This is a genomic window from Pseudoalteromonas sp. 2CM28B (assembly GCF_023161935.1).
Genome location: NZ_JALNTH010000005.1, coordinates 254,015 through 280,753 on the forward strand (window position 1 = coordinate 254,015; position 26,739 = coordinate 280,753).

Genomic DNA, 26,739 nt, shown 5'->3' on the forward strand with positions numbered 1-26,739 from the left:
CATCCTTAAACTGGGTTAGCCGCAAGCCACTGCTCAATATAAGCACGGTGAGGCGGCAACGTTTGCAACATCTGCTGTGTAAGCTGGCTGTTACGTTCAATTATTTGATTTGCTTGCGCATCGTTTGAGTACAAATACGCTTGCTTAGTAAAGTCGGGCTTAAAGCCCATACCGTATAAAACATACTGGTAACTGGCGGCAGGAAATAGCTCTAATGCGCCATGAAAATCTTGAATAAGTGGGCCACGCGTCCCCCAAAGCAGTAAGTCTTCTTGTAAACTTTGCGGAATGCTTTGTGGTTGTACGTGCGCTTGCCAATAAGGCTCTGGGCGCTTAGTTAACATGTAATGTAGTTTTAAAAAGTCGATAATACGCTGCCAGCGATAATCCATTTGCTCATTAAAGCGCTTTGCAACAATGGGCATTACTTGGGTATCGGCTGGCATATGCTCTGCAACAAAGCGAGACGAAATTTCAACCAACATAATGGCGGTTGCTTCAAGGGGCTCTACAAAACCTGCCGACATTCCCACTGCAACACAGTTTTTATGCCAAAATTTTTCGCGATAGCCTGACTCAAAACTTATTTTTCGGGCAGTTAAGCCTTTAGCGGCATCACCTAAATAGTTACGTAAGTTTTGCTCGGCTTCTTCATCTGATAAAAACTTGCTTGAATATACATGCCCTACACCACGGCGATGCGTTAGGCCTATATCCCAAATCCACCCAGCATTTTGTGCGGTGGCAATGGTATGACTGGCCAGTGACTCATCACCTTCGTCGTAGGGGACTTGCATAGCTAGGGCGCTATCGTTAAATAATACGTGATCCATTTTTTTAAATGGCACGTTAAGGGCTTGGCCTAGTAACAGCGATGAAAAACCCGTGCAGTCTATGTATAAATCAGCGTTTATGGTGCGGGTTTGATCGGTTAAGGTAAGGGTGTCTATAGCCCCGCTTTCATCAAGCTTTACCTGATCAACGGTGCCAATAATGTGCTCAATGCCGAGTTTGCTCTTACAATGTTGCTTTAATAGCTCAGCAAAGGCACCGGCATCTAAATGGTATGCGTAATTACAATTTGCTTGATACTCGCCTTGCGCAATGCCTCTCGGGGCTAGGTTTGCTTCGCAAATATCGTGCTGAAAATTAGTTTGCTGAGCAAAGCTTTCAACATTATCTAAATAGGGGGCTAAATCTATACGGCCGTAGCCTAGCGGTACCGTAAAGGGATGGTAGTAAAAATCGTTGTTGCCATGCGTCCAGTTTACAAATTTACCGCCTTGTTTAAAGGTGGCATTACAGGCTTTAAATACATCCACTTCCCGCAAACCAATTTGCTGAAGCGTGTTTTTCATAGTGGGCCAGGTACCTTCACCTACACCAATTGTTGGAATATCAGATGATTCTACCAACATCACTTTTAAGCCATCACCCTTATTACCTTGGTGATACGAAGCGATAATTGCAGCGCTCAGCCATCCTGCTGTGCCGCCACCAATTACGGCGATTGTTTTTATTGCTTTATTCATAACGGACTACTCTTTGAGTACTTTATTGATAACCGGTTAGACAACAAATGCCCTTTCGGGCATTTGTTTAAATTAGTCTCATTTTGTGCAAATTAGCTACTAACTTTATTAGTAACAGTACTTATAATGCACTGCAATGAAAACTAAGAGGCAATCGCTGCCTCTGCTATCAATTAAAACGTACCGCGAATACCAAACGCGTAACGTGAGCCATTATCTTCTACAGAGTAGATTTGATTAGCAAAACGGCCCGTTTGCACTAGCTCTTCTTCAGTAATGTTGATGCCTTCGGCAAAAATAGTGAAGTTTTCGTTGATATCGTAGCTTGCACTAATATCCCATTGACCGTACGTTTCTACGTTCACTGGTTCGCCGTTAAAGCCGTTATCAACTAAGCGTAAAAAGCCCTCACGGTTGTTAAATGCAACACGTGCCTGCCAGTTATCTTGCTCGTAAAACAGCACTAAGTTTTGTGAATCACCTAACCCTTCAAGCGCAAATGTTTGGCTTGTATCGCCATCAACACTAATATCGCTATCTACTACCGTGGCATTAGCAATAAAACCAAAGCCGTTTTCAAACATATGAGTTACACCGATTTCGTAACCCGTTACCGTTGCAGACTCGCCATTTTGCGGGCGACTTACAGTGTAAACTTCTGAGCTACCGTTAAGTTCGGCATCGGTTTGGTCAGTACAGGTTGTACACGCAAAATCAGGGCCTGTACGGTCAATCATGTCGTATGTTTCATCGCCGGTTAGGGTAACAATAAAGTCATCCACTTCTTTACTAAATACGGCAAAGCTAAATAAGTTAGCGTCGTTGTAGTACCACTCGTAAGAGATATCCCAGTTTTCAGATTGGAATGGCTTAAGTGCAGGGTTACCACCACTTGCTGTTAAGTTTTGACGACGAGGCTCGTTAAACGTGGTCGCAGGTGATAACTGTGACATAGTAGGACGAGTAATACTGTCGTACGCTGCAAAGCGTAAAATCATGTTGTCTTGCAGTTCAAGCTTAACGTTAAAAGAAGGAAGTAAGTTTGAGTAACTCGTCCCTTCTTGAATGTCTGTTGCCGGGCCAAATACGTTTTGGAATAAAGTGGCATCAGAGGTAGGAATAACATCGCTGATAAAGCTTTGTACAGCCGCTACTTCAATATCAGTTTCTGAGTAACGTGCACCCATGTTAACCGTAACTGGCATATCAGCTAGGTCGAAACCAATGGTAAAGTCCATGTAAAGGCTAGTGATATCTTCGTTAATTGTGTAACGGTTATTTTGTAGTGTTGGCTCTACAGGGAAACCTTGGTCAGCAAGGTAATCAAGCATTTTGTCGCCGTCGTAGCTATAAAATGTATCGATTAAACCTGGGAAGTAGTTACTTGCTGAGTAAGCTTCAAAATCAATTTCATCAAGTGGTGCTTCAGTGCCGTAACCACAAAATTGACATTGGCTACCAAAAATTTGGAAGCTTGATTTTTCACGTTCTTGACGATAAGCACCAAAGTTAATGCGATCAACTGGGCCTTTATCTGGTACGTATTCAAAATCGGCTTTGATTTCGGTAATTTCATCTTCATCTGTAAACTGGTTACCAATTTCGTTGTAGTGAAGACGCGCAAGGCTTGCATCTGGCAGCGAGCCATTTTCAAAACCATCATGCTGTACGGTAGGAACGCTACCGGTGCCATCAAAGCTGTAGCTGTTAATAATACCCACTACGTTAAAGCGGTCATTACCAGCACGGTCGTTTTCAGCTGTTGAGCGAGATACGTCAAATTTTGCTTTTAATGACTCGTTTACTTGCCAGTCAACGTTAATACCAAATGCTTTGTTAGTTACATCACGCGAGTTACGTGTGTGTGATACAAAGTCGGTTGCAGGATTGCCACTGGCGTTACCTAAACCTACTTCTTGCGTAAAGGTAAGCAAGGTACCCGTTTCTGGATCGATTGTTGCGCTACCTACGCGGTCTGGTTCAAACCAAGAAGCTAAATCGCGTACTGATGAGTCCACTTCAAATTTTGAAATTAAACCATCTACAGTAATAGTAATATCGTCAGACGGTGCATATTGTAATACTAAACTTGCATTAGTACGTTCACGGTCTTGCTCATCTACAACTTGGTCCCAGTTACGTGGGATGTATGCATTGTCGTACAATACGCCATCTTGTGGATTTGAAATAGTTTGTCCACCGCGCCAACCAGCCGTTAAAATTTGGTTGTTTTGCAGCTTACGTTGTTGGTTAGTGATGGCAAAAAGCACACCGAGCTTGTCGTCGTTAAACGTATTACTTACTAAAAATGAAGCCGATGGCGATACTTCTTCAGAAAGGCTTTCGTACATGCCTTTTACTGAACCAATCACATGTAAGCCACCAAAATCGAATGGACGAGCTGTGGTTACGTTAACCGTACCACCAATGCCGCCTTCTTGAAGCGTTGCACTGTTACTTTTATAAATATCAGCACCGGTGATTTGGTCTGCCGCTAATACATCAAAATTAAATTCACGCCCTGCACTGTCAGTCGCAATTTGACGACCATTTACAAGTACCGTGTTAAATTGTGGACCAAAACCACGAATTGTTACTGCTTGCCCTTCACCGCCACTACGGTCAATGGCTACACCTGTAATACGTTGCAGAGACTCTGCTACGTTTAAATCAGGAAATTTACCAAGATCTTCTGCTTTAATCCCATCGGTTACAACATTAGATGCTTTTTTATCTAACATTGATGAACGTAAGCTGCTGCGAATACCCGTTACTGCGATAACCTCAACATCTTTATCTACTACTGTCGGTGTGTCGCCTTCAGCGCCTTGAGCTGCAACGTGGCCGCTTGCCAATATGCCTGTAATAGCAATACTGAGTGCGGTTTTCTTGTTGAACGATAACTTATTGTTAATTATCATTTTTTAAAAACTCCTGATTGTGTGTAGTCATTTTGTCGTTGTGTGGTGTGTATAGCTTCAAATACTATTTATAATATAAATACTTTAAATTGAGCAAAAGTGCAACCTTTTCCTTAATTATGGCTATCTTTTTGTTACGTGTATTTTTCTTTTTGTTTTCTTTAATTTAACAGTGGAATTAGTACGTTATTGCGTAAACGCAAAAATTATTTGCTGATTATATTCTTCATTTGGCAATAAATTAGCTTTTGGATAATCGCTTCTATTTGCTGCATTGGGCCAGTTTTGAGCTTCTAAACACACTGCTTGGCGTGCTTTAAAAGGAGAACCTACAAAATTTGCCGTATAAAGCTGCATACCAGGTTGGGTACTTTTAAGGGTTAAATTAACGCCCGTGTGTGGCGAGGTTAATGTAGCCATTGTTTTTAAACAATTGTCATCACTAAAAATATAGCAATGATCAAAGCCACTACCGGCATCAAGTTGCGCATGCTGTGCGCACAGTGCATCGCCAATGGGCTTAGGGTGAGTAAAATCAAAGCAGCTGCCCGAGCCATCTTCATGATGGGCAAGCGGTATACTGTTACTATCGATAGGTAAATACGTTGCGGTATTTATTTGCAGCAGGTGATTATTAATGCTCTCACTGCCTTCAAGATTAAAATAGCAGTGGTTGGTAAAGTTAACGAGGGTTTCTTTATCGGTAATGGCTTTGTAACTGAGGGTTAGCTCGCCATTGCGTGCAGTAATTGTTTGCCAAACTTGTAATTGGCCAGGAAAGCCTTCTTCTCCATCTGCCGAGCAGTAATAGAGCTCCACTTCATTATTGCTTTGCTTAGTGACTTGCCACAGTACTTTATTAAAACCTTTTTCGCCGCCGTGTAGGCTATTTGGGCCATTATTTGCTTTAAGTTGGTACTCTGTGCCTGATAATACAAAACGTCCGTTTTCAATACGATTTGCGTAGCGCCCAACTGTTGCCCCTAAATAAAATGGGTTTTCTAAATAATAAGCAGGTTCGTTAACGCACAGTGTCATCTCTTGGTTATTAAACTTTATGCTTTTGATAATAGCGCCAAATGGCAATATTTCTGCAGTTAAGCTTTTACCATCGCTAAGCGTTATTACCTCTAACGGTTTATTGCCAGTTGTAGATGTCACATTCATTCTCCATAAACTACCAGCTCAACAGTACCTGTCATAGCGGTGCAACAATATATAATATAAATAGTATATAAGTGAGAAGCGTAACTCAATCAAAATGCGTTAAAATAACGCTATAAAAATTCACAGCTGTCGCTTGTGGTTTACATCACCGCTCCTCGTTGCGTGGAGTAAATGCACCTTTTTAAACTAGGTGATCGCTGAGTGCTGCGACTTCTGCTTCGCTTAAATTTTGTTTAGTTTTGTTTTTAAAGTTATAACGCACTAATACAGTTTTACCCACAACACAGCATTGACCTTGCTGCCACGCCTCTTGCTTAATGGTAAAAGAGCTATTTCCTACATGCTCAACGGCTGTTTTAATCGTCACTTCGTGAGCATAAAATAATTCCCCTACAAACGATGCTTCTATTTTAGCGATGATCAGTTTCCAGTCGTGTGGGTTTAGATCGGGGGTAAAAAATTTAAAAATAGGGACGCGTGCGGCTTCAAACCACACAGGTAGTACGGTATTGTTGATGTGTCCGAGTGCATCTGTTTCGCTAAAGCGCGGCATCACTTTTTCAATAAACATAAAAATCCAAATAATAACTAAATAAAAAGGTAAATCATGACGGACTTTATCCACGTTATTGATAACGCGTTAAGCGATGATTTTTGCGATAACTTTATTACCACATTCTCTAACAGCCCGCATGTAAAACAAGGTGTAACCTCTGGTGGTGTGGACTTAAAAAAGAAAGACAGCCACGACCTGCAATTAAACAGTTACCCAGAATACGCCCAACAATTAAAGCATATTCAGCAAACCACTGCACAGCATGTTTTTAACTATGTAGAAGCACACTTTTTTATGCTAATTGGCGCATTTGGCTTAAAAGTGTATCACCCAAAAACGGGGGATGTGGTGGATTTAACACAGGATAACTTTGACGAAGTGGGCAAACCACAGCTCTCTGTGCTGGTGCAGCAAATATTTAGACTTGGGAACATTCAGGCGCAAAAGTACGAGGTAAATAAAGGCGGCTACCCTTACTGGCATAGTGAAGTGTATCCACAGCTACAACACAATGAAGCACTGCACCGTGTATTATTATTTATGTTTTATTTAAACGATGTAGAGGAAGGTGGCGAAACAGAGTTTTATTATCAAAAACGTAAAATTGCGCCTAAAAAAGGCACTATGGTCATTGCCCCTGGCTACTTTACGCATACCCATCGAGGTAATAAGCCGGTATCGAACGATAAATATATATTAACTTCATGGGTGCTATTTAATCGCGCAGAGCACATATACGGCACACCTAAAAGCTAAAACAGTCAGCGGTCAAAAACTAACTAACCGCTGACTACTTTAATGCATTTGAGCTTTAATAAGAGTTATTCAAAAGCGCAGATTTGTATTCATACCAATCCGCGATAATACTTAATTATGCGGATTGGTATGAACTGTCAGTTTCAAAGAAGTTGATCAAACAAATCAAATAACTTATCTAGCTCTTCGGTGGTGTTGTAATGCATACAACCAATGCGCACAACACCGCCTTTATCAAGTACGCCTAACTGCTCACATAAGCCTTGTGCATAAAAATTACCATCCCATACACAAATATGCTGTTTGCCTAAAAACTCAGACACCTCACGCGGCTCTAAACCTTCAAACGTTAAAGCAAAAGTAGGTGTGCGCTCGTTTAAGCGATCAAAATCATCAATACCAAACAATTTAATACGCGGGTAATTAACCAAACGTGTTAAAAAGTGCTCACTAAGCGCCATTTCATGCTGCTTTGTTTTAGCAAAAGCCACGCTTAACTTTTCACGGCGCGTGTGGCCTTCATCAAGCCCGCTAATTGCAGAAATGTAATCAACAGCGGCAATAAAACCCGCTAAGGCTTCGAAGCTTTGCGTGCCTGTTTCCCATCGGCCTGGTGCTACATCTTTAGCTGGTTCTACTTTGTAAGGCGTAAAACCTTCAAGATGCTGTGTTTTACCGTACACCATGCCTAAGTGAGGACCAAAAAACTTATATGCAGAACAGGCCAAAAAGTCGCAATCAAGGGCTTGAACATCAACAAGCTCGTGCGGTGCATAATGCACAGCATCAACGTACACTAATGCGCCTACAGCATGGGCAAGCTCTATAATACGTTTTATATCGTTAATAGAACCCGTAGTATTTGAAGCGTAAGTTACCGCAATCAGTTTAGTATTGCTGTTTAATAAGCTTTCAAACTGCGCCATATCTAAGCTGCAATCAGCCTCGTTAATTAAAGCGGTTTGAACTTTAACGCCTTTATCTTGCGCTGCTTGCTGCCATGACGATACATTTGAGAAGTGATCAGCGTTAGTCACAATAATCTCATCACCGGCTTGCCAATCGCGTGAAATAGCACGGCTAAAGCTAAAGGTAAGGCTGGTCATGTTAGGGCCAAACACTATATTTTGTGCACTTGGCGCATTAAGTAAATCGGCCGCTGCTTGGCGCGCATTTGCCATTAGCTCAACGGTTCTATCACTTGAAAAAAACGCACCGCCTAAGTTTGAGTTGTAGTGCCCTAAATAAGCAGTCATTGCATTTAGTACAGACTGCGGCACTTGAGAGCCACCTGGGCCATCTAAAAATATTGGAGATTTACCATCAACGGTTTGTATTAATGCAGGAAACTGCTCACGTAGTTGCGCTATGTTCATGAGCATTCCTTAAGAGGTAAGTACAAAACAATCCAGGTAACCTGGCTTGTTTGTATCTACTTTGTTCATTGGCGTTGCATTGTGCCAAACTTGACGGTCGTTTATTAGTGCAAACATTCCGTCTTTAATTTCCATTTTAAAACACGGTTCTGCTTGCTTGTTTTCGTATACAAGCAGCTCGCCGCCTTCTAAGTTTTCGTGAGAAACACCACATACACAAACATGGTCAAACCCATCTTGATGCACACCTTCAGGTGCTGCCGGCGTATCGCTATCAATGGCAAGCATTCTAAATTGGTGAATTTCAATATCACGGCCTTCATCAATGCCGGTAAGCTCACAAAACTCACTTACAATGCTTTTCATACCTTCTGACTCAAGTAAGCTTTGCTCTAAGTTTTCATAAGTACGCTCAACATTACCCTGAAAGGTATTAATAGAATCGTCTTGAACAAACGCTTTGGCAGCTTGTAGTTTTAGCTCACCATTTTGAAATTTAATTACCGAGTAACGACGCTTACGAAATTCACCATCTGCATACGGATTAGCAGGTAGGTTATCAAAAGAAGGCTTAACCAAATCAATATTTGCTTGGTTAATAAAACGAAGTTGCAGTAAATTCTGGTTGTTTAATGCAGTCATAAAATCTCGCTTAAAATAATGAGAATATTGAAAGAGATTTTAATGCATGTAGAAAGGAATATTTGCTTTATTATTTATATAAAAAGCGGGTAATGGTTATATTTAATTCATTTAAAACTTATTACAGCATGAAATATTCAATTTTATTTTAGCCAATAAAAAACCCGCCTAAGCGGGTTTTTTTTAAACAGCTTTAAATTATACAGCTTGCTGAATAATTACGTTGTCTGCTTTTTTAGTGTACTGAGGCATACGGTGGAAGTTCAAGTAACGGTATGTATCTGCAGCCGTTGCATTGATTTTCTCTGCGTATTCTTGGTACTCAGCTGGTGTAGGTAATTTACCTAAAATTGCCGCTACTGCAGCAAGCTCAGCTGATGCTAAGAATACATTTGCGCCTGTACCTAAACGGTTAGGGAAGTTACGAGTTGAGGTAGAAACAACCGTTGCTTTATCAGCAACACGTGCTTGGTTACCCATACACAGTGAACACCCTGGCGTTTCGATACGTGCACCAACACGACCAAAGATACCGTAGTAACCTTCGTCAGTTAGTTGGTCTTTATCCATCTTCGTTGGTGGAGCTACCCAAAGTTGAGTTGGGATACGACCAGTAAAGCCATCTAGTAATTTACCCGCAGCACGGAAGTGACCAATGTTAGTCATACAAGAACCGATGAATACTTCGTCGATTTTCTCGCCAGTAACATCAGAAAGTAAACGCGCATCATCTGGGTCATTTGGAGCACAAAGGATTGGCTCTTTAATTTCTGCTAGGTCGATTTCTACAATGTGCTTGTACTCTGCATCAGCATCAGCTTCCATAAGTTCTGGGTTAGCTAACCATTCTTGCATTGCATTAATACGACGTTCGATTGTACGTACATCGCCGTAACCTTCAGAGATCATCCACTTAAGCATAACAATGTTAGACTCAAGGTATTCGCTGATAGACTCTTTAGAAAGCTTAACAGTACAACCTGCTGCTGAACGCTCTGCTGATGCATCTGATAATTCAAACGCTTGTTCAACAGTTAAGTGCTCAACACCTTCAATTTCTAGTACGCGACCAGAAAATTCGTTGATTTTACCTTTTTTCTCTACTGTTAATAAGCCTTGCTTAATACCGTAGTAAGGGATTGCGTGTACTAGGTCACGTAAAGTGATACCTGGTTGCATTTCACCTTTAAAGCGAACCAAAATAGACTCAGGCATATCAAGTGGCATAACACCTGTTGCTGCTGCGAACGCTACTGCACCTGAACCCGCAGGGAACGAAATACCTAATGGGAAACGTGTATGTGAATCACCACCAGTACCTACAGTATCTGGTAATAACATACGGTTTAACCAAGAGTGAATTACACCATCACCAGGGCGAAGTGAAACACCGCCACGGTTCATGATGAAATCAGGAAGCGTATGGTGAGTGTTTACGTCAATTGGTTTAGGGTAAGCAGAGGTATGACAGAATGACTGCATTGTTAAATCTGCAGAGAAACCTAAACATGCTAAGTCTTTAAGCTCATCACGTGTCATAGGACCTGTAGTATCTTGCGAACCTACAGTGGTCATTTTAGGTTCACAGTATTGGCCTGGGCGAATACCTGCTACGTTACATGCTTTACCAACCATTTTTTGCGCTAGTGTAAAGCCTTTATCAGACACTTCTGTTACTGCTGGTACTTTAAATACGTCAGTAGCACCTAAACCTAAAGAGGTACGTGCTTTGTCTGTTAAACCACGACCAATGATTAGAGGAATACGGCCGCCGGCACGTACTTCATCTAAAATTACGTCTGATTTAAGTTCAAAAGTAGAGATAACGTCATCAGTACCGTGGCGCTTAACTACACCTTCGTATGGGTAAATATCGATTTGATCACCCATGTTGAACTCATCAACATTTAACTCGATTGGTAACGCACCTGAATCTTCCATTGTGTTGAAGAAGATAGGCGCAATTTTGTTACCTAAACATACACCACCAACGCGCTTATTAGGTACGTATGGGATATCATCACCCATAAACCAAAGCACAGAGTTAGTTGCAGATTTACGAGAAGAACCAGTACCTACAACGTCACCTACGTATGCAAGCGGTAAACCTTGAGTTTTTAATTCTTCAAGTTTAGTGATTGGACCTACTTCACCCGCTTTGTCAGGAGTGATACCGTCGCGCTCATTTTTTAGCATTGCTAAAGCATGAAGTGGGATATCTGGACGTGACCATGCATCTGGTGCTGGTGATAAATCATCAGTGTTTGTCTCGCCGGTTACTTTAAATACAGTAACAGAGATTTTTTCAGCAACAGCTGGCTTGTTAGTAAACCATTCAGCGTCTGCCCAAGATTGAATAATCTTTTTAGCGTGCTCGTTGCCTGCTTTTGCTTTTTCTTCTACGTCGTAAAATGCGTCAAACATTAATAATGTGTTTGATAGGCCTTTTACAGCGATAGGCGCAAGTGTTTCGTCATCAAGTAGCTCAATCATTGGGGCGATGTTGTAACCACCTAACATTGTACCTAATAATTCTGCTGCTTTTTCTTTAGATACTAATGGAGATTGTGCTTCGCCTTTAGCAACTGCCGCTAAAAAGCCTGCTTTGATGTATGCTGCATCATCAACGCCTGGTGGTACGCGGTTGATTAGTAAATCTAAGATGAACTCTTCTTCACCCGCTGGTGGGTTTTTAATTAGTTCAATAAGATCAGCCGTTTGCTGAGCATCTAATGGCGCTGGTACGATACCTAACGCGGCACGTTCTTCTACGTGTTTACGATATTCTTGTAGCACAATATTGCCCTCTTGGTGACGTGAAAGTATTCGGTAGCGCCTCATGCGCAAAAAAAGTAACCCAATACTTATAGTATTCTAACGCGGGATTATAAAGCTTTTATGTATAGATGAAAATCCATCCAGCTAAGCAACTGATTATACCGACTATAAATATTATGAATAGTGGTAAGCATAAATTCTATTTTCGTGAATGTTTGTTAAGTAATAATCATTCTTGTTTAATCAGGCTAATACTGCATATGCTGTTTTAATGGCATAAAAAAACCCAGCACTAAGCTGGGTTTTTAAAATAAAGTAAGTAACTATTAACGCTTAACTTTTACACGTTCAATAGATTTTACATGTGCTTCTACACGACGGTTTTCAGCGTGAGCTTCTTTCGTGTTAGCTGTGTTTTTAAGACGTTCTTCGCCTAGGCCAACAGTTGTAATGCGATCTTCAGCAATGCCATCTTTAATTAGCTCTTGTGCTACATCATCAGCACGCTTTTTAGAAAGCATCTTGTTGTAGTTTGCGTTACCTACCGCTGACGCGTGGCCTTCAAGTAGTACAGTTGTATCTTCGTGCTCTTTTAAGAACTCAGATACTGATGCAATGTCGTCAAAGTAACGTTGACCAACTTGTGCAGAATCATGTGGGAAAGTAACTAATAAGCTTGTTGTTACTTCACGGTCTTCGTATAAAGTACAGCCATCGCCATCAACAGCGTCTGTCATTGGCGTGTTAGGACATTTATCATCTTTATCTAGGATGTTGTCGTTGTCGCTGTCTTTAGGTTCTACAGGTACTTCTACTACTGCTGTAGGTGCTGGCTCTACAGGCTGTGCAGGCATAGAGTTTTGGCCAAATAAGTAGTTAATACCAATTTTAGCACCTACATCTGTGTAACCTTTATCAAGACCTTGGTATACCGCAGTTTCAGCGTTTACGAAAAAGCCATCAGTAATAAAGTGTTGGTAACCAACACCTGCGTTTAAGAATGTGTTGTCATCTACTACGTCCATTTCTTTAATACCGAATAGACCGTAGAAAGGACCGCCGTCAAGGTGGTAAAGCGCATCAATACCGTAACGCTCGCCGTCGATATTATTACGATTGCCCGCAGCTTTATCGAACGCGTTAAAGTCCATATCTGCATACTCAAGGCGTGCGCTCCAGTAATCGCTGAAACGGTAACCTGCTTCTACACCCCAACCAGTTGACTCGTTTACGTCAAGGCCAGCTTGAGCGCGCATGTTTTCCCATGACGCATCATAGTAGTCACCAAATGCACCAATGTAGAAACCTTCTTCTTTATCGGCAGCGAATGTAGACGCGCTAGTTGCAGCTAACGCAATTGCAATTGTAAGTGATTTTAATTTCATTGTTTTCTTCCCATTTTAACAACTTAGAAAATTGTAGCTAATCAATACTAGCTCAACCAGTTTTGTACACACTACCCGAGCTTTTGTTAATCGATACTTAACGAAAAATAAAGTTTATAAATTTTTTCAACGATCTACAGGCATTCCAACCACCAATTGTAGGTTAAGTAAAAATTTTTACCTAATCTGCAATTAATAAATTATGGTAATTTATAAATAGTTACTTTTTATGAATGCGCACAATACCACCGAGTGTGTAACTGCTCAATCATTGTACACTGCATTATTTAAAAATGACTATTTATAATCAAAAACTTACAATTAATTACAATACTTAAGTACCGCAAAAAGTTTGATAGCCCTTGTCATCTTTACCTGTCTCTTGAAAGCGGGCTAAGTTAGCTGTTTTATCATATGGGTTACTCATCACCGCTAAAAAGTCGCTTAGCAGCTCGCTCTCGCCGTATTGATTATATTGCGCAAGGATTTCTTCGACGATGTGATTACGCGGTATAACCCTTGGATTAGCCGCTCTCATTAGGTTATAGCTGTTTTCATCACATCTTTTTTGCCACAACTGGGCCCATTGCGTTAATTCATCTGGCACTTTGCCACCCTTTAGTGACTCGGTTAGGGCATCAAAGGTATTGGTGTAATCGAGCTTATGCTCTTGAAATAACAATAATAACTTACTTACAAGCTCTACATCGTCTTCGTTATAACCTGCTAAGCCTAATTTTTGTGCCCACATTTGGTTATATTGCGCGTTAAATAACGAAGAAAACTGATTAATTAGCGGCGTCATTAAACTTACAGCTTGTTCGTCATCTTCATCTATTAGCGGGATTAGGCTCTCAGCTAAACGCGCGCAGTTCCAACTTACAATATTTGGCTGATTACCATAGGCATAGCGACCTTGCTTATCAATTGAGCTAAACACGGTATCAAAATCAAAGGTATTCATCATTGCACACGGGCCGTAGTCGATAGTTTCGCCGCTTATCAAGGTATTATCAGTATTCATAACGCCATGAATAAAGCCTACTCGCATCCAGCTAATAACCAGCGCTAGCTGACTATTTATAACGGCTTCTAAAAAGTCTAAATAGCGCTGAGCCCCTGTTGATTGAATACTTGGGTAATGGCGTTCAATGGCTACATCAGCTAATTTTTTTAATCCCTCTACATCACCTTGAGTTGCTAAATACTGAAACGAGCCAACGCGAATATGGCTACTTGCTAAGCGGGTAACAATTGCGCCTGGTTGCGGCGGATTACGATAAACAGCTTCACCTGTGCCAACCACAGCCAAACACCGCGTGGTTTTAATCCCTAAGCCGTGCATAGCCTCGCTCATAATATACTCGCGAATAGCGGGGCCTAGTGCACATCGCCCATCGCCTCCTCTTGAAAAAGGCGTGGCGCCTGAGCCTTTTAACTGAATATCCCACAGCTGATTTTTATCATCGCTGATAGCACCCAGCAAGTGCGCTCGCCCATCACCCAAGCGCGGCGAAAAGTGCCCAAACTGATGCCCAGAATAGCCAAGCGCTACAGCATTTACCGGTTGCGGCTCGTTACCAGCAAAAGTACTGGCCCGCAGCGCAGGCTCAACATCAATATTAAACTGCTGTGCTAACGCTTCGTTCCACAGCAGCAATTGCGGGGCAGCAACGCTTGAAGGTTGATCCTCTATTGCAAAGTTATCTGCTATGTCTGTGTATCTTGGCACTAGTTTCATGGTTAATCCTCTGTTTGTTGGCTTATGCCTACGCGATTGTCGCCCACGCTGTAAGCCACAATTAAGCTAAGTTCTTGCAGGCTCAAACCACTTTGCTTTTGCATTTCGTTAAAAAACGCCTGTGCGGCAGTGAGCGATTTTTTAGTTTGCAGGCCGCCATCTATAATTTTGTGCGCTCTTAGGTAACTTTCTACATCTCGCGAAAGTAAAAAAGTATCTTTACCAAGCGCTCTTAAGGCATACGGGCCTGTATTGCCGCCCAAACGGGCGCCGTGTTTTTTTAAATGCGCCCATAAACCAATAATGTCATCGCCTGGCCAGTTAGCTACAAACTTGCTAAAACTGCCATGTTGCTGAGCTATTTCGTGGATCATGTAGGCATTTTCAGGAATTGTTTTTACTTTTTTATAATTACGAATAATGCGCTCATCAGTTGCTTTTTGCTCGAGCATATCGGGCGGCATCATAAGTAATTTATCAACACTAAATTGCCAAAAAACCTCTCTAAAACCTGGCCATTTACTGTTTATTACCGACCAGTAAAACCCGCTTTGAAATACTTTTCGGGTAAACTCTTCAAGCCAATCGTCGTCACTTAATGCGCTTAATGCTTTTTTAGATAAGGGTTTTGCGAGTAATAACTTAAGCATTTTTTCAGAACCTTTTCGCTCTACTGCTCGCTTATAAATATCGCTAAATTTTTCCATACTTATTAAATACCTCATCACTGCTCATAGGGTTAGTTTACGAGAAAAGCAGCCAATACGTAACCACCCACATTTTCGATGAACTAATCTGTATCCTGCAACTTGACACCTAGACGGCTAAAATGTTTTAATCGCCGCAATTACCCTATTTAAATTGTATTTTGTTAAACCTTTTGCGGTTAAACAAAATACAAAGGGCTAGAAGAGGTGCGTTATTCAGGTAGCGTATGTTAGGAGCGCAAACTCCAGTGAGCATATGTGAGGGGAATACCGCCGAGAGGTAAACGCTTTTGCGAAGCAATTACTTCGGGCGACTAGGTTGAATCCTAGCGACTGTCACCAATAGCTGTTTTAGAGCAGCTTATTAGTTTGGTGGAGAGCTTCTGGTCTTAAATAATAAGGCCGTGCGCCCTATTATTTTAAGCCCATTCGCTCTTCGAATACTGTTCGAATGACGTTAATGCGGCTCACATCATACAGCCTCCTTAATATCTCGAACACCTTATAGGTTCGTAAGAGATGATTCACAACTTCAATTTAGACGACTACGCACTGTGGACAGCGCTTGTTACGCCGTTTGATCAACAAGGTAATGTTGACTACGACACGCTCACAACACTTGTTAGCGAACAAGAAGCGGCACACAACGGTATTTTACTGCTCGGTAGCACAGGTGAAGGCTTAGCCCTTACACTTAAAGAGCAGCAAGGCATTGTTGAGCACGTGTGCCAATTAAAACCCAGTGTACCGCTTATGGTTGCTGTTGGTGGTAGTAACTTGGCCCAACAAAAAGAATGGGTTAGCTACTGTAACCAATTACCTATTCACAGCTACTTATTAGGCTCGCCTCTTTATGCAAAACCAGGGGCTGTAGGTCAAACACATTGGTACGAAAGCTTATTAAACGAAAGCGCGCATCCGTGTATGTTGTACAACGTACCTGGGCGCAGCGGTGTAAGCATTCCTATCGAAACCATTGAAAACTTAAAAGCGCACCCAAAACTGTGGGCTTTAAAAGAAGCCAGTGGCAACATCACCCAATTTGAAGCATACCGACAAGCCGCGCCTAATTTAGCGCTATACAGTGGCGACGATGCACTTATGCCCTACTTTGCCCAAGCAGGTGCAAAAGGCTTAGTTTCGGTTGCGGCCAATGCATGGCCTTTGCAAACACACGAATTTGTAAAGCGCAGCCTAAGCGGTCAACACCCCAATTTATTTGCTCAGTGGACTCGCGCTATCAATAGCCTATTTGCTGTAGCAAACCCTATTCCCGTTAAAGTGCTAATGCACCAGCAAGGGCGTTTAAATAGCCCACTGTTGCGCCCACCTTTAACGCATCTTGAGTTAACGCAAACCGATTGCATTACCACTGCAAACGACACCATTTTATCTTGGCATTAAACACAGGTTTTTATAATGAGCTGGTTAGAACTACTAAATAATTTAGAATCGGGCGCAGTACGCGCAGCATCACAAAACGAAAGCGGCCAATGGGAAGCTAACGTAGAAGTAAAACAAGGCATTTTAGAAGCCTTTAAAAATGGCACTAACACAGAGTTTGCAGGCGGGTTTGTTGATAAGCACAACCTTGCACCGCAAGAATTTAGCACTGACGATGGCGTGCGTATGGTACCAGGTGGCACCAGTGTTCGCCGCGGTGCCTACGTAGCTAAAGGCACTATTATTATGCCACCAGCGTACGTAAATATTGGCGCATACATCGACGAAGGTACTATGGTTGATAGCCACGCATTAGTGGGTTCATGTGCACAAGTTGGTAAAAATGTACATTTAAGCGCAGCTGTTCAACTTGGTGGTGTACTTGAGCCAATTGGGGCAAGCCCAGTCGTGGTTGAAGACGATGCGTTTATTGGCGCAGGTTGTGTCATTGTTGAAGGCGTAGTGGTTAAAAAAGGCGCGGTACTTGCCCCAGGTGTGCGTTTATCTGCCACTATTCCGGTTTACGACTGTGTTAACGAGCGCCAGCTAGATAAAGGCGAGCCAATTCCAGAGTACGCTATTGTAATACCAGGCTCTCGCCCTGCGTCTAACGAATGGGCTCGTGAGCAAGGCTTAAGCATGTCGTGTGCACTCATTGTTAAATACCGCGACGAGCAAAGCGATGCATCGTTATTGCTAGAAGAGGTTTTACGATAATGAGCTTTTTGAGCACGCCTATCAAGGCCGCCGTAAATACACTTACTCAGCAACTTGATACACCTTTTTTTGTTTACGACTTAGACAAACTAAACGCACACCTTACCCGTTTAGTTGCGCAAACCGATGTAAAGCTTTGGTATGCGGTAAAAGCCAATCCGCTTTCTAAGGTTATTCAATGCCTAGACAGCGCCGGATTTAACTTTGACGTAGCAAGTAAAGGTGAGCTTGAACAAGTCCTTGCACAAGGTATTAGTTCACAGCGCGTGCTCAATACAGGGCCTGCAAAGAGCCCTAAACAAATTAAACACTTTATTGAGCGCGGCGTGCGTATTTTTGTTGCCGAAAGCCTCAATCAAGTACGTTGGTTAAACCAGCAAGCGCAGCTGCAAAATACGCAGCTGCAAGTATTACTGCGTGTGCAATTACGCTGGCCAGAAGGTGAAAAAAACCCATTAGGGGGTGACAGCCTTACACCGTTTGGGCTTGGTTGCGATGAATGGCAAGCGCTCAATACTGGCGATTACCCAGCACTTAATTTTGATGGCCTACATATTTTTCAGTGGGGCAACATGCTTAGCACGCAAAAGCTAAGCGAGCTGTGGTCGCAAATGATTGCACCGCTTACCACCTTGGCTAATAACTTAAATATAAACCTGAAAATTTTAGACTTAGGCGGCGGTTTAGGTATTCCTTACACACCAAATGATGCAACACTTGAGTGGGATGGATTAATCACCGCGCTGGCAAAAATTAAAAAAGATGCGGGTGTAGACGAGCTTTGGATGGAGCTTGGCCGTTACGCTGTAGGCGAATGCGGTCATTACGCTAACCCCGTCGTTGAGTGCAAACAAAACTACGGGCAACAACAAGTTATTTTAACCGGTGGTATTAACCACTTATTGCGCCCTGCTGTTACAAGCCAAGATTTTCCTGCGGCATTACTGCGCGAGTCAACAGCGCCAGAACAATCAATGAGCTTATATGGCCCATTATGTACTGCCCTTGATTGCTTAGGCGAGCATACCCTACCAAGCGATTTAAACGAGCAAGACTGGCTGGTGTTTAGCCAATGTGGTGCCTATGGTTTTACCGAAAGCATGCCCTATTTTTTATGCCATGAACTAGCTGCAGAATACGTGTTACAAAAGGGCGAGCTCACGTGTGTGCGCCAAGCAGAAGATGCCAGTCACTACTTAAGGTAATAAACATGAGCATAACAACACCCATTAGCCAAGAAAACATTGTAGTAGGGGAAGTAGCAAACGGCTTGCCTCTAACTATTCCGGTGTATCGCTTAAAAGGCGATGGCAGCGGGCCAAGCGTGTATATTCAAGCCAATATGCATGGCGCCGAGGTACAAGGTAACGCGGTTATTTTTCAGCTGCTAGAGCAGTTAAAACAGCTTAATTTAAAAGGCGACATTACCTTAGTACCTTATGCTAACCCTATAGGTTGTAATCAAAAATCAGGGGAATTTACCCTTGGCCGATTCGACCCTATTACTGGCACTAACTGGAACCGTATGTATCACTACAATAGTGATTTAGTCACCCAGTTTGCACACGAGCATAGCCAGTACGACGATGCAGCTTTAAAAAGTAATTTTAAAAAAGCCCTGCTTGATGAAATAGATGCCAAACTTAACGGCCCAGCTTACTTGCTCAATACCGGTAAACGCATTGCGCTTAACCTGCAAAAGCTTGCGCATCAAGCCGATATCGTGCTCGACTTACATACGGGGCCTATTTCAAGTAAGCATCTGTACTGTCCAACGTATGCCAGCGACAGCGCACGTTATTTTAATATTGAACACGTACTGCTTATTCCAAGCGACTTTGATGGCGCAATGGATGAAGCTAGCTTTTGCCCATGGTGGCATCTAAGTGATGCACTTAGTGCGCAAGGCAGGGACTTCAATGTACAGGTTGAGGCCTTTACAGTAGAGCTAGGCAGCCAAGAAAAAATAGATTTAGCAGCCGCCTTTGACGATGCAAACAGCATTTTAAGCTATTTGAACCATAAAAATGTATTGGTAGATGCAGCGCATCAACCTAAGCAGATGACCCGTTATGCGTGCCATTTAGATGACTACTTTGCTTATTATGCGCCGATTGGCGGCATGGTTGAGTATGTTGCCCCATTAGGCGCACACATAAAGGCAGGTGAGCCAATAGCCCATATATTGCGCATGGAGCGCTATTTAACTGAGCAACCCCTACAAACATTAAGCCTTGATTGCGATGCAATTGCTATTTTGCATTTTGCCTCAGCAAGCGTAAACCAAGGCACTGAACTTTATAAGTTTTTTACTAACGTATTTGAGTTATAACGCACCGCGCTATAACTCCCCCTTCTCATTGCGTGAGAGTAAGTTAACTAACTTACAATATAAGCGGCTATATGCCGCTTTTTTTGATCTGTGATAACGGTGTAAACGTAGGGTAATCAAATAAGTGTAAATTCAGTGAAAGTTCACCGTTACAAATGTAAAAACACGTTATAATTTATAAATCTACCTTACTCTCAAAGGAATAAACAATGAGCTGGCGTTATTGGATTGCAGTTACGGCTTTACTAAGCACCCCCTCTTTTGCCCAACAAGAGGTTAAAAAAAATGAACAAGACAACGACATAGAGCTAGTTAAGCAATGTATTTTAAATGAAGTAATTGGTGGCGATGGTAAGCAAACCTTAGACGAGCTGCGTACAAAATGCTCCGCCCTTGAAGAAAACAAACAACTTACCGCACTTGATAAACGCAAGGCTCGCGAAGAGGTAAGCAAAAAAAATCGTAACGTAATTACGCCGCATAAACGTAACTACATTTTACCTTTATCGTATGTCTCGCACCCTAACGATCGCCCGTTTGATGGCTTTGACGAGCTAACAGATGAAGAAAATGGCGAACCCCTTGATAACCTAGAGGCTAAATACCAGCTTTCTATTAAAGTGCCACTGTACGATGATTTTGCAGATGAAGACCAGGCCATATTTTTTGGCTTTACTTTGCAGTCGTATTGGCAAATTTATAACTCAGAGATTTCTTCTCCATTTCGTGAAACCAACTACGAACCAGAAATATTTTGGGTAAACTACCTAGACCAAGAAAACGTACTTTGGGGCGACGAAATGGCCATAGCGCTGGGTATTTCGCACCAATCTAATGGCCGCAGCCAGCCAAACTCTCGTTCATGGAACCGAATTTACGCCGATTTTATATGGGAAAAGAGCGGTTTTGTATTTAGCTTTAAACCTTGGTATCGCATTGCCGAGGATGAAAAAGACAATATATTAGAAGCCGATGGCGACGACAATCCAGATATTTACAAATACATGGGTTACTTTGAATTTGGCGGGGCGTATCGTTATCAGGATCATGAGTTTAGCTTTATGACGCGTAATAATTTAAATTCAGATAACCGTGGTGCACTTCAACTAGATTGGTCATTTCCGCTTTGGGGTCGTTTGCGTGGCTACGCACAATATTTTAACGGTTACGGTGAAAGCCTAATTGATTATAACGCTGATGTAGAGCGTATTGGTGTAGGTATATTACTTACCGATTTACTATAATTTATTAATACGCCATAAAAAAAGCCAAGCCCTTTTATAAAGTGCTTGGCTTTTTTATTAAAGCGTTACTCGTTATTTTTTAACCGCAAACACCCCTTCAAACTCTGCAACAACATCGCTGCCATCAAATATAGTAACAGGTACTACGTAACTTGCTTTGCCTGTTGTTTCTAGCTCACTGAGTTTACCTTTACAGGTTTGCACATCAACACAACCGCGTGGGTCGGTATTAAGTGGTTTTAAGTATTTTATAGTGGCATCGGCTAATACAATATTGCCCTCAAGCCCTGCCTCTTTAAGCGCTAAGTACGTTGCGCCCCAACCTGTTAAGGTTGCTAAGCTGTATATAGAGCCTGCAAACATGGTGTTGTGTAGGTTTAAGTTAGCGTCTAAATCAGCACGCGTTGTAAACTGCCAGTCTGTGTAGCTTTCTACTTTTATACCCATTGCATCACTAATTGGGATTGATTCACGCCAAATATTTTGCAGTACTTGCGTCCAATCTGGGTGGCGAAACCAACCCGGCTCACTAGGCTTTTGCTTAATCATTTTGAAATGTTGTACATCGCCATACGCTAAGTGGGCTTTTTCTTTTAGCTCGTAGCCGTGGCGCTTATAAAACTCAAGCGCACGCTCGCGAGCAAATAACACTAATTCGCCTGCATTTTGCGTCCATGCTATTTTTTCAAGCTCGTGTAATAAACGGCTACCAATATGCTGGTTACGGTTGCCTTCGGCTACGGCCATGTAACGTACTTGCGCTTGTTCATGGTTGTTAAAGTGTAAACGGGCCACACCAAGCACATCACCGTTGTTATTTTTAATAAAGCGATGCTCTGAGTCTTGTTCCATATCATCTTGTTCAGAGCCACGAGGCTCATTCCAAGGCGCACGTAGTACTTCCCAACGTAATTGATAGTACGCTTGCCAGTCTTCGCTGCTCTGCGGTGTAGTTACTTGAAACATATATACTCCTGTTGTTTTGCCGTAAATAAAAAATAAAGGCTACGGCATGTAATCCAACTGAATAACTCTTTAACCTGCACATTGGTTTTTACATTAGAAAATTAAAGATTAAGTTGGTTGGAATTATTATGGCAAATACCATACTCCATCTTTTAAACACTGCCAATACGACTTTGGTAAGCAAGCGAAAAAATAACTGTTTTACCCATAGCATCAGCTAGTTTATGCTGGGCCTTTAGAGATTGAACATGCACTGAGCGAAGGGTTCTGCCTAGGGGAAATTTACTCTTTGTTGCCTACATGGGTGTAAGCCAGTAGAGTAACGCAGGAGCAGTTACCTAGCCCACCAGGTTACAAATCTCGCGCCGCGATTAAATCGCCCCCTAGATTGAACAAACTTTAATCCTGAAAGGTCAACAGGCCCTTAATGTTATGAGCGATTTTATAAACCCTTTAACGGGTGTAGTGAGTAGCCACTTTATTAGTCACAGCCAAGATATTGGGCAACTAGTTTACTGGCATAAATATGCAGGCGATCACATACAGGTTCGCCAATCCGGTCAGCTCCGCTGGCTGCTGATTAACGATACGTTGCAATCGGTGGTAGAGCTTAACAATCCACAGCGCTTACTATTTCCACATTTAACCTATTTAGCTAAACAGTGGCAAACCTTAGCACCGCCAAATCACGTGTTAGAACTTGGCCTTGGCGGTGGCGCTATACGTAATTACTTACAATACACTTACCCGCAGGCACACGTAACATCAGTTGAAAAAAATGCAGATATAATTGCCTGCTATACAGATTTTTTCGCTCTTAAAAACCAAAGTGACGTGCAGTGTGATGACGCGCAAAATGTACTTAGCAAGGCACATAACCATGACTGGATTATTCTTGATTTATTTAGCCAAATAGATGCACCACGATTTTTGTTTGAACGCGCTTTTTATCAAAAAATATACGATGCGCTAAACGCAGGTGGCACGTTATTTATTAACTTTTTATCGCAACATGAGTCGCAGTTAATTCAGTTACAGCAATTACTATTTAATGTGTTTGGCGTAAAAGTAAGCCCGCATAAAATTGCGGGCTTTGTGAATCATATTATTATTGTTACTAAAGCTGGTAATTAAACCGATAAGTTAAACGTAACAGGTCCATCGTTACACAAGCTCACTTGCATATCGGCGCCAAACTCTCCCGTGGCAACACTAATACCCTGCGCTTTAGCTTGAGTTACAAAGTACTCGTAAAGCGCGTTAGCTTGGCTAGGTGTGGCTGCCGATGAAAAGCTTGGCCGCATGCCTTTTTTAGTATCAGCCGCTAATGTAAATTGCGACACCACGAGTAACTCACCGCCTATATCTTTTAGACTTAAGTTCATTTTGTCGTTTTCATCGGTAAATATTCGGTAATTACTTACCTTATGCAATAGTTTGTCGGCGGTTTGCTCATCATCTGGTTTTTCAACACCGAGTAACAATAATATACCTTGGCCAATTTCACCTATAACTTGGTTATCAACTTCTACTTTGGCACTTTTTACACGTTGTATTAAACCTTGCATTTAACTGCGTTCCTCTGTTTTTAGTTCTTCATCAATGTCTATTTCTGGTGTTTGTGGTACATGATTAGGGCTTATACAGGCGGTAAATTCGGCCCCTAATAGCACTACCACCCACGACAAATACACCCACACAAATAAAATAGGAATGGTCGCAACAGCGCCATAAATTACTTCGTACGAAGGAAAATGGCTAATATAAAGCGCAAAGCCTTTTTTAGTCAGCTCAAATAATACTGCCGCAAAAAGAGCCCCAGGTAGCGCAGCCCGAATAGATACAGGCGTGTTAGGTACTAAAGTGTATAACATTAAAAAGCCAATCATCGAAAAGCCATAAGGCACCAGCTTTAACAAAAAGCCACTAAACCCAGGAATTCCCTGATCGGCAAACGACACTAACGAAACAATATACGATGTAACACCAATACTTGCGCCCAGTAGTACGGGGCCTAAGCTCAATACCATCCAATAAACCGCAAAAGAGATCATCATGGGGCGTTTTTTCTTAATACGCCAAATGCGATTAAGCGTGGCATCAACATTACGTATAAGCAGCAATGCAATCGCCGCTAAAAAGCCAATACCCACCGCGGTCATTTGGTTCGCATTGCCAGCAAAGGAGCTTATATGCTCTTTAATCACATCAGATGAGGTAGGTACAAAGTTAGTAAACAAAAAGCTTTCTATGGCTATGCGGGTCGACTCAAACCCCGGGAAGGCCGAAAATATTGCCACGCCTACCGCTATCAAAGGCACTAAAGAAAGCAAAGTAACATAGGCAAGGTAGCCTGCATTCACTGTAATTTGATCGTCTATACAGCGGTTAACGTACTGCATCCACCAGCTTGGCTGTTGCCTTAAAAAGGAGATAGCTTGCTGTTTATAAAGGGAGAGCTTATCATTCATACAATTGACTTGTGCTAATCGAATTTTGATTATGATAGCAATCAGCACCATAATTTACAGCACTTACTGGTAAATAGGGATCCAAATGAAAAAACAAACATTACTTAGCGCCTCGGTACTGGCCATTACGCTTACTTTATCGGGCTGTCAGTCGGCTTATTATTCTGCAATGGAAAAAGTAGGTGTACATAAGCGCGACATTCTTATTGACCGCGTAGAAGAAACCAAAGATTCACAAGAAGAGTCGCAAGAAGAATTTCAATCAGCACTTGAGCGCCTAACAACCTTAATTAATTTTGATGGCGGCGAGTTACAAGATGCCTACAATCAACTTAATGACGATTATGAGTCTAGCTTAGCAGCCGCTAATGAAGTGTCGAGCAATATTAATAAAGTTGAAGATGTAGCAGAAGCTTTATTTGATGAATGGAGCGATGAGCTTGAGCAATACAAAAGCGCGTCGCTTAAACGCGAAAGCAGTAAAAAACTAGCGGCTACACAACGCCAATTTAGCCAGTTACTTCGCTCTATGCGCAGTGCAGAAAGCAAAATGGAACCAGTGCTATCGTCTTTACAAGATAACGTACTGTACCTAAAGCATAACTTAAACGCACAAGCGGTTGCCGCTATTAAAGGCGAATTCACTAATTTAAAGCGTGATATTCAAGTACTGATGAACGACATGAATAAATCAATTGCCGATTCAAACAAGTTTATAGAGCAAATGAATAGCGCTGGCTAATCAATTAAAATCTGCCTAACAAAGCCTGCATATTGCAGGCTTTTTTGTTGTTACGTTTTGTTACCTTTGAACTATTTGTTAATCTTTTGATGTTGTTATACTTTTATAAAAATAATAATAGATAGCAACAATGAAACTAAAAACCACCAGCCTTGTATTTATTTGTGGATTGCTTAGCGCTTGCGAAACCGCTAATCGCATTGAGGTGATTGCAGGGGAAAGCACGCTTACCCCGCAACATCAAACAGGCGAGCGAAAAGGACGCTTTTATAACCTCTACCCTGGCAAAAAAACCTACCCCACCACCTGCGAAACCGGCTGCTACCCGCCAAGCCCTAAATTACAATGCAAACAAGACGCTGAAGATTGCCAATTTATTGCTGAGCAAAAGCCAATTAATTTAAATACGGGCTTTACCGTGCGCTGGTTAGGGCACGCTGGGTTTATGATCCGCACACCTAGCGGACAACACGTGCTATTTGACCCTGTAAAAGAGCAGTTCGACTCACCTGTTGATTTAGCCTTTAGGTTAGCATCAGGGTTTTACAGGCAACCCGGCGATTGGCTTACACAAAACGAGCTTAAAAACTTAAGTGCAGTGATGTACTCGCATATTCATTACGATCACTTTAATAAAGCCGATATAGGGGAGCTTGGTAATCAACCTCGCTACTTAACGCCATTAGGTATGGCCGACAACTTCCCTACTGGTGGCTATAACATTAGCGAAATGGCCTGGTATGCAAAAACACAGCTTGATGATTTAACGATTCATGCCCTACCAGCGCACCACTTTAGTAGCCGTGTATTGGTGCCCTTTATTTACGAAGATAACGATAAAGACCTATGGAATGGCTGGTTGCTTGAGCAAAACGGCAGTACCGTGTTTTTTGCAGGCGATACCGGCTACTCAAAACACTTTAAAGACATTCAGCAAAAGTATGGCGATATAGACATATGCCTACTGCCTATAGCCTCGTATTACAGTGAAGACAGCCCTACTTGGTATCGTTATGTACACACCACACCAGAGGATGCTGTAAATGCAGCTAGTGACCTTAACTGTAAAGTAATGATACCGTGGGGCTATGGTAACTCAAGCTGGAAAATGGGCGACCGGACAAGTCATTCAGCACTGCTAAGGTTACTACATATGCACAATAAAATGGCTTCAACCACACCTTTATATATTTTAAACGAAGGCGAAAGTATTTCACTGTAACTCATTGCTGAACTGTTTTAGGATGATTGTAATATCTAAAT

At 42.0% G+C, this 26,739-nt stretch carries 22 protein-coding genes and 1 riboswitch; of the genes, 9 read left to right on the top strand and 13 right to left on the bottom strand.

Translation table 11 applies throughout. The features are described from left to right. Window positions 1-5 precede the first annotated feature (5 nt). The 4 genes from MTN96_RS09970 to MTN96_RS09985 all read right to left on the bottom strand — a co-directional run bounded on the left by MTN96_RS09970 (window position 6) and on the right by MTN96_RS09985 (window position 6,191). A complete protein-coding gene (locus tag MTN96_RS09970; protein WP_248462961.1) occupies window positions 6-1,532 on the bottom strand; it encodes a tryptophan halogenase family protein in 1,527 nt (508 codons plus the stop codon). Window positions 1,533-1,705: 173 nt separating this feature from the next. Then, a complete protein-coding gene (locus tag MTN96_RS09975; protein ID WP_248531441.1) occupies window positions 1,706-4,453 on the bottom strand; it encodes a TonB-dependent receptor in 2,748 nt (915 codons plus the stop codon). A gap of 186 nt (window positions 4,454-4,639) precedes the next feature. Continuing rightward, on the bottom strand, window positions 4,640-5,614 hold the full coding sequence (locus MTN96_RS09980) for an aldose epimerase family protein (protein WP_248531443.1): 975 nt from the start codon (window positions 5,612-5,614) through the stop codon (window positions 4,640-4,642). A 187-nt stretch (window positions 5,615-5,801) separates the two neighbouring features. After that, window positions 5,802-6,191, bottom strand: coding sequence for a thioesterase family protein (locus MTN96_RS09985; protein ID WP_054983381.1), 390 nt, complete (start codon window positions 6,189-6,191; stop codon window positions 5,802-5,804). Between the two features lie 36 nt (window positions 6,192-6,227). Between MTN96_RS09985 and MTN96_RS09990 the strand changes: the two genes are divergently transcribed. Further along, entirely contained in the window at window positions 6,228-6,932 is a 705-nt protein-coding gene (locus MTN96_RS09990) for a 2OG-Fe(II) oxygenase (RefSeq protein WP_004588165.1), read from the top strand. Window positions 6,933-7,075: 143 nt separating this feature from the next. On the opposite strand, the gene MTN96_RS09995 is transcribed toward MTN96_RS09990, so the two are convergent. The 6 genes from MTN96_RS09995 to MTN96_RS10020 form a co-directional block, all read right to left on the bottom strand. After that, on the bottom strand, window positions 7,076-8,308 hold the full coding sequence (locus MTN96_RS09995; RefSeq protein ID WP_248531445.1) for a cysteine desulfurase-like protein: 1,233 nt from the start codon (window positions 8,306-8,308) through the stop codon (window positions 7,076-7,078). Between the two features lie 9 nt (window positions 8,309-8,317). Beyond that, window positions 8,318-8,950 carry a 2OG-Fe dioxygenase family protein gene (locus MTN96_RS10000; RefSeq protein WP_004588163.1) on the bottom strand — a complete coding sequence of 211 codons (633 nt, stop codon included), beginning with the start codon at window positions 8,948-8,950 and terminating at the stop codon, window positions 8,318-8,320. Between the two features lie 198 nt (window positions 8,951-9,148). Further along, window positions 9,149-11,746 (bottom strand): bifunctional aconitate hydratase 2/2-methylisocitrate dehydratase, encoded by a 2,598-nt coding sequence (gene acnB, locus MTN96_RS10005; protein WP_064386559.1) that lies wholly within the window; start codon window positions 11,744-11,746, stop codon window positions 9,149-9,151. Between the two features lie 308 nt (window positions 11,747-12,054). Next, window positions 12,055-13,113, bottom strand: a complete 1,059-nt coding sequence (locus MTN96_RS10010) for an OmpA family protein (protein ID WP_004588161.1) — start codon at window positions 13,111-13,113, stop codon at window positions 12,055-12,057. A gap of 334 nt (window positions 13,114-13,447) precedes the next feature. Further along, on the bottom strand, window positions 13,448-14,854 hold the full coding sequence (locus MTN96_RS10015) for a YdiU family protein (RefSeq protein ID WP_248531446.1): 1,407 nt from the start codon (window positions 14,852-14,854) through the stop codon (window positions 13,448-13,450). A gap of 2 nt (window positions 14,855-14,856) precedes the next feature. After that, entirely contained in the window at window positions 14,857-15,561 is a 705-nt protein-coding gene (locus MTN96_RS10020) for a DNA-3-methyladenine glycosylase I (RefSeq protein ID WP_024032011.1), read from the bottom strand. A 194-nt stretch (window positions 15,562-15,755) separates the two neighbouring features. Beyond that, window positions 15,756-15,952, top strand: a riboswitch (Lysine riboswitch). Between the two features lie 128 nt (window positions 15,953-16,080). Here MTN96_RS10020 and dapA point away from each other — a divergent pair. From dapA to MTN96_RS10045, 5 genes are all read left to right on the top strand, one after another. Then, window positions 16,081-16,965, top strand: coding sequence for a 4-hydroxy-tetrahydrodipicolinate synthase (dapA, locus tag MTN96_RS10025; RefSeq protein ID WP_029773500.1), 885 nt, complete (start codon window positions 16,081-16,083; stop codon window positions 16,963-16,965). A gap of 15 nt (window positions 16,966-16,980) precedes the next feature. Further along, entirely contained in the window at window positions 16,981-17,721 is a 741-nt protein-coding gene (locus MTN96_RS10030) for a 2,3,4,5-tetrahydropyridine-2,6-dicarboxylate N-succinyltransferase (RefSeq protein WP_029773501.1), read from the top strand. Beyond that, window positions 17,721-18,926: a PLP-dependent decarboxylase gene (locus MTN96_RS10035; RefSeq protein ID WP_248443298.1), complete on the top strand. Its 1,206-nt coding sequence runs from the start codon at window positions 17,721-17,723 to the stop codon at window positions 18,924-18,926. Before MTN96_RS10030 ends, MTN96_RS10035 begins: the two co-directional genes overlap by 1 nt. A gap of 5 nt (window positions 18,927-18,931) precedes the next feature. Continuing rightward, window positions 18,932-20,053, top strand: a complete 1,122-nt coding sequence (locus MTN96_RS10040; protein ID WP_248462968.1) for a succinylglutamate desuccinylase/aspartoacylase family protein — start codon at window positions 18,932-18,934, stop codon at window positions 20,051-20,053. Window positions 20,054-20,262: 209 nt separating this feature from the next. Further along, window positions 20,263-21,297 (top strand): phospholipase A, encoded by a 1,035-nt coding sequence (locus MTN96_RS10045; RefSeq protein ID WP_248531448.1) that lies wholly within the window; start codon window positions 20,263-20,265, stop codon window positions 21,295-21,297. 72 nt (window positions 21,298-21,369) lie between these two features. Here MTN96_RS10045 and MTN96_RS10050 read toward each other — a convergent pair whose 3' ends face one another. After that, window positions 21,370-22,263, bottom strand: coding sequence for a bifunctional GNAT family N-acetyltransferase/hotdog fold thioesterase (locus tag MTN96_RS10050; protein WP_024032005.1), 894 nt, complete (start codon window positions 22,261-22,263; stop codon window positions 21,370-21,372). Between the two features lie 432 nt (window positions 22,264-22,695). On the opposite strand from MTN96_RS10050, the gene MTN96_RS10055 reads away from it, so the two are divergent. Beyond that, window positions 22,696-23,397 (top strand): spermidine synthase, encoded by a 702-nt coding sequence (locus MTN96_RS10055; RefSeq protein ID WP_248531450.1) that lies wholly within the window; start codon window positions 22,696-22,698, stop codon window positions 23,395-23,397. Here the strand turns inward: MTN96_RS10055 and dtd are convergent. Together dtd and MTN96_RS10065 are read right to left on the bottom strand one after the other, a co-directional pair. Further along, window positions 23,394-23,831, bottom strand: a complete 438-nt coding sequence (gene dtd, locus MTN96_RS10060) for a D-aminoacyl-tRNA deacylase (protein WP_096040994.1) — start codon at window positions 23,829-23,831, stop codon at window positions 23,394-23,396. The genes MTN96_RS10055 and dtd overlap by 4 nt on opposite strands. Beyond that, the gene (locus MTN96_RS10065) at window positions 23,832-24,734 is read right to left on the bottom strand and encodes a virulence factor BrkB family protein (RefSeq protein WP_029773504.1); all 903 of its coding nucleotides are present in this window, start codon (window positions 24,732-24,734) and stop codon (window positions 23,832-23,834) included. Between the two features lie 85 nt (window positions 24,735-24,819). On the opposite strand from MTN96_RS10065, the gene MTN96_RS10070 reads away from it, so the two are divergent. Next, window positions 24,820-25,476, top strand: a complete 657-nt coding sequence (locus tag MTN96_RS10070) for a DUF2959 domain-containing protein (RefSeq protein WP_004588426.1) — start codon at window positions 24,820-24,822, stop codon at window positions 25,474-25,476. 130 nt (window positions 25,477-25,606) lie between these two features. Continuing rightward, entirely contained in the window at window positions 25,607-26,698 is a 1,092-nt protein-coding gene (locus MTN96_RS10075; protein ID WP_248443304.1) for an MBL fold metallo-hydrolase, read from the top strand. Window positions 26,699-26,739 lie beyond the last annotated feature (41 nt).